A 3,919-nucleotide genomic window follows, 5' to 3' on the forward strand; every position below is an offset into this window, starting at 1 on the left:
TTCCCTGTCCGTTCGCCCTTAGCGTACGCTCAGATCACTTTCTTGCAGTGACCCCATCTTGCGGAAAAAGCGTTTGGCCGCTTCGAGATCGCGCCGGGCAGTCAGCAGGAAGTCGACCGGATTGCCGTGCTTGTCGACGGTCCGGTAGAGGTAGCGCCACTCGCCGCGCACCTTGATGTAGGTCTCGTCGATGCGGACGGAGCCGCAATGTGGCTTGCGGAAAGCTCGCAGCCGCTTCTCGATCAGTGGCGCGTAGGCCAGGACCCAGCGGTTCAGGGTGCTGTGATCGACCTCCAGGCCGCGTTCCAGGAACATCTCCTCGATGTCACGGTAGCTCAGTGGGTAACGCAGGTACCAGGAGACGGCCTGGACGATGAGCGCTGCCTCGTAGTGCCGGCCCTTGAAGTCGGCTTTGGCGCGCTGCGTCAGCTTCGCGGCGATGGCGGACAGGATCATGGGCCGACTCCAGAGCGGAGGCGGCAAGCTCGGTGGGTATGCTTAACGACGCGTAAACGAACGCGCGTTCGCGTTTGCGACAGGCCCGCAAAATGCCCGCACCAGCTCGCCTTTCCCGCATGTTTGCTCAGCGACTCGCTAATACTTTGTGTTTGATGCGGTCGGTATCCCCAGCTCGATAACGCCCACACAGCCAGTACTGCTTAGGAATTTTGATTTCCAAACAGCGTTTTCTGGCATGGTTCTGTGTCGGGTTTCCGATCGTTTTTTTACGCCGGGGAGCGGAGCGGCAAGCTGAGCGGTTATTCCTAACGAGCCGGTTGACGCCAACCCACCTCGTTCCTGCCAGCTTTACATTCTACAATTTTGACGCTCTCATACCTTCAAACAACCGGTCAACGGTCAGGCCATAAGCAGGTTTACCGAGAAATCGGACCTGAGTAGGGGGGAGCAATGCAAAACCTCACTTCGTCCAACACTGCGTGGGCGCACGGGTCAGCGGCTGAGCGTGATCGGACAGAAGCCGTTCTACAGGCTTACGCTCGTAGGCGTTCCGCCGTCGCTGCTCGCCAACGCGCTGTGGCGCTGAGTGTTGTCGTTCAGACAGAAATCATTCCGCGGTTGATGCTGCTGCATCCTGCGCTGATGGTTACTGTTGAGGAAGACAAATCCCTCACAAAGCCCGACAGTGAGCTGATCTCCGAGTTTACGCAGCTGTTACTGGGACCAGACATTTCTAAAGCCACCGACGTATTCGAACTTCTAATGTTTAAGGGGTATTCGGCCAGCACCTTGTTCGTCGATCTCCTCTCACCGTCGGCTGTGTTGCTAGGTCGGCTTTGGGATGAGGATCTATGCGATTTTATCGAGGTAACTACGGGTGTCTCCCGCCTACAGATATTAGTATCTAAATTCGGCATCGAGGAAAATAGCACGACAATAAATAAAAGGCGCCGTGTGCTCCTGATGGGAGCCCCTGGAGAGAAGCACTCGCTCGGCCTCGCGATAGTCGAACAATTCCTGCAACGAGCAGGGTGGCAGGTCTTTAAGGGTCTTGCCTCCAGTTCCGAAGAAATCGCCAATCTCGTCGCATCGGAATGGTTCGGCGTTGTCGGGCTAGCGATCAGCTGCGACAGCCATGTCGATCAGGTCGCAGCATCGATCCAGGCCGTACGCCGAGCCTCGTGCAACAGGACAATCGGCGTTATGGTCGGCGGTCCGCTGTTCCTACAGCACCCTGAGCTTGTCGAGCGAGTTGGAGCCGACGCATCAGCCGTGGATGCGCCAACGGCGGTGCTTCTCGCGCAGCGGCTTCTTGACATCGGCATGTCAGTCTAACGAAGTTTGTTTCGTTTATTCGGAAATCGCGCGCGGGACCTGATCGGCCTATGCTGCCGCTTCGAACGATTCGAGTTCCAGTGGACCTGTCACAAACGCGTAGCGTTAACGCCACATTGACCATACGGCCTGCATTGCGCCTTCGGTTATGAAGACCGCCCATGATCCTCAACGCCATCGTCGCGAAGCTGAGGCGCAGAGACGAGGTCTAACACGCTGGTGCACAGTTGCGTCCGGGGGGCTGATGTCAAAGTGCACGTTATGCGATACGACTCCGGCTCCGGGAATGTGGGGCTGCAGTAGGTTCAGGCTTGGCTAACCGCCTTCGCCTACGGCCTAGATCTCGGTTTGCGACATGCCCGAGCTGCCAGGTAGTCAGTGCTGGAAACGTTATTCTGGCTAGGAATTGTAGGTCACTAGCGCGACCACCCACGATCCATGTTCTTGAACGAGAGCGTGCGCCTCGGCGTCGTTGGCTGTAGCTTTAGCGGAACTGGGGCGCTCGATTTCGTATACATCGTAAGTAGCTGCCTTGCTCGCGGGTCCGACAAATCCGAAGCCCCGAGATGCCCGGCCGTACTTCCGATCAAACAAACAGACCGCGTCAGCGGGTGAAGCAACATTGCCTGCGGGACCAAGGCGCGCCGTATCGCCGTAGACCCGGCCTGTAATTTTTTCGATTGCGATGAAGCGCGCCATGCCAATCCATGAGTGTTCCTCTGTTGAACTGAGGTGGTGCCGCCTGGCTACCTCCGCAACCGAAACCCACCCGCCGATCTAGAAACGCGCGACTGCACGAGGGCAGAGCCTTTTTCGTGCTGATTCCGATCGCACGGCCTTGAGCGTGCCGCCTCCTACCATCGTTCGTCATACCGCCCGCCTGGATGCGTCACCTGCATGGCTTCCCCGGTCGTACCAGTCGCGCGAATTCCAGTCGGCCTCTCATGGTTGGGTCGAACCCTGCCGTTCCGGCAGCTTCTTCGACGTTCCCGCTGGGCGAATTGTCCCCGTAATTATCCTCTTATCCGTGGGGTGAATCGTTCTGCACCCTATGCCGGTTGACTGCGGGGCGCGCTCGCCAGATCCGGCGCCTTCAAATACGCAACCGTTGCGCTTCTGGCTTCCGCCTCGCCGCATCCACGCCTGCCACTCGCGGCTGATGACGCGGATCAGGTTGGGCGAGTTCTTCCGGCCCTCGTGACGGCGCTCCTCGATCGTTACCAGCCCATCGCCCTCGGCAAGGCGGATCGCGGCCTGGGCAAGTCGCCGGCATACCCCGGCCCTTGCCGCGATAGCGTCGATGCAGAGGCCGCACACGCCCTTGGCTGCCACCTCGTCGCCAACGATGCGCAGGACGGCGAGCTGGCCCGTTGTGAATTTGGATGCCAACGCGGGCGGCATCGGTCCCGAGCAAGCTAGCAATCGGCGACGGTCGCGCGACGCGGTCCTGTCGGGGGCGGCGACGTGCCTGCGGGGCGGGAACAGGCTTGCCCGGCCAGCAGGGATGCCAACTGGCCGGATGCCCTCACGGATCGCGCTACGCCGCCCGTGGAGGCGTTCGGCGAGCGCTTGGGCCTCCTCATCAGCCAAAGCGCCTAAGCCGTGCCCCTGCCAGACCTGGCGGGATAGCTCGTCCATCTGCGCGAGCGTCCGCGCATCTTCGATCGCGGCCTTCATAGCGGCGTGAAACATTATCCCCAACCCTTTCGGGCCGCGGCAGGCACAAGGCACGACTTCTCGATGCGGGAACTGGCGTTCCCGCTTGACACCCGAGGGTGCTCTATGGCTTGTGAGGGGCTGTAACGCGGCTCTCACAAGCCCATCGATTTCGCGGCCCTCCTGTTTGGCGACAGGGGGGCCGTAGTCGTTTCAGGGTCTATCTCGCGGCGGTGATCTCTCCTGATGCCGGCTCACGACTCGCGTGAACGAGAGCGGCCGGACATGGCATGTCGGCCGGCGAGCAGGGTTAAGTCAACGGTAAGGACATGTCAGAGACGGCCGATGATGCACGACGTTAGCCGTTGCGGTTGGCCGAGGCCGCGATGAACCTCATCGGTCGATCGACAGCTAGGCCAGAACGAACGAACCGGCCCACCTGATACGCATAGGCGGACAAATCCGGAAC

The 3,919-nt window shown here is 60.1% G+C and carries 3 protein-coding genes and 1 pseudogene; 1 reads left to right on the plus strand and 3 read right to left on the minus strand.

The window, feature by feature from the left end:
* Positions 1-54: 54 nt before the first annotated feature.
* Positions 55-456: pseudogene (locus tag G3T14_RS23290) on the minus strand (IS6 family transposase); the annotation flags it as partial.
* A 453-nt stretch (positions 457-909) separates the two neighbouring features.
* On the opposite strand from G3T14_RS23290, the gene G3T14_RS23295 reads away from it, so the two are divergent.
* A complete protein-coding gene (locus G3T14_RS23295; protein WP_163644875.1) occupies positions 910-1,794 on the plus strand; it encodes a cobalamin B12-binding domain-containing protein in 885 nt (294 codons plus the stop codon).
* 399 nt (positions 1,795-2,193) lie between these two features.
* On the opposite strand, the gene G3T14_RS23300 is transcribed toward G3T14_RS23295, so the two are convergent.
* Both G3T14_RS23300 and G3T14_RS23305 read right to left on the minus strand, forming a co-directional pair.
* On the minus strand, positions 2,194-2,493 hold the full coding sequence (locus G3T14_RS23300) for a hypothetical protein (protein WP_163644876.1): 300 nt from the start codon (positions 2,491-2,493) through the stop codon (positions 2,194-2,196).
* Between the two features lie 243 nt (positions 2,494-2,736).
* Positions 2,737-3,486, minus strand: coding sequence for a hypothetical protein (locus G3T14_RS23305; protein ID WP_246733516.1), 750 nt, complete (start codon positions 3,484-3,486; stop codon positions 2,737-2,739).
* Positions 3,487-3,919: the final 433 nt, after the last annotated feature.

It is taken from the genome of Methylobacterium sp. BTF04, from assembly GCF_010692745.1.
Classification (GTDB): Bacteria; Pseudomonadota; Alphaproteobacteria; order Rhizobiales; family Beijerinckiaceae; genus Methylobacterium.

Coding starts and splice junctions, on each gene's coding strand:
- G3T14_RS23300 (WP_163644876.1), bottom strand. CDS start 2,493: ATGGCGCGCTTCATCGCAATCGAAAAAATTACAGGCCGGGTCTACGGC.
- G3T14_RS23295 (WP_163644875.1), top strand. CDS start 910: ATGCAAAACCTCACTTCGTCCAACACTGCGTGGGCGCACGGGTCAGCG.
- G3T14_RS23305 (WP_246733516.1), bottom strand. CDS start 3,486: ATGTTTCACGCCGCTATGAAGGCCGCGATCGAAGATGCGCGGACGCTC.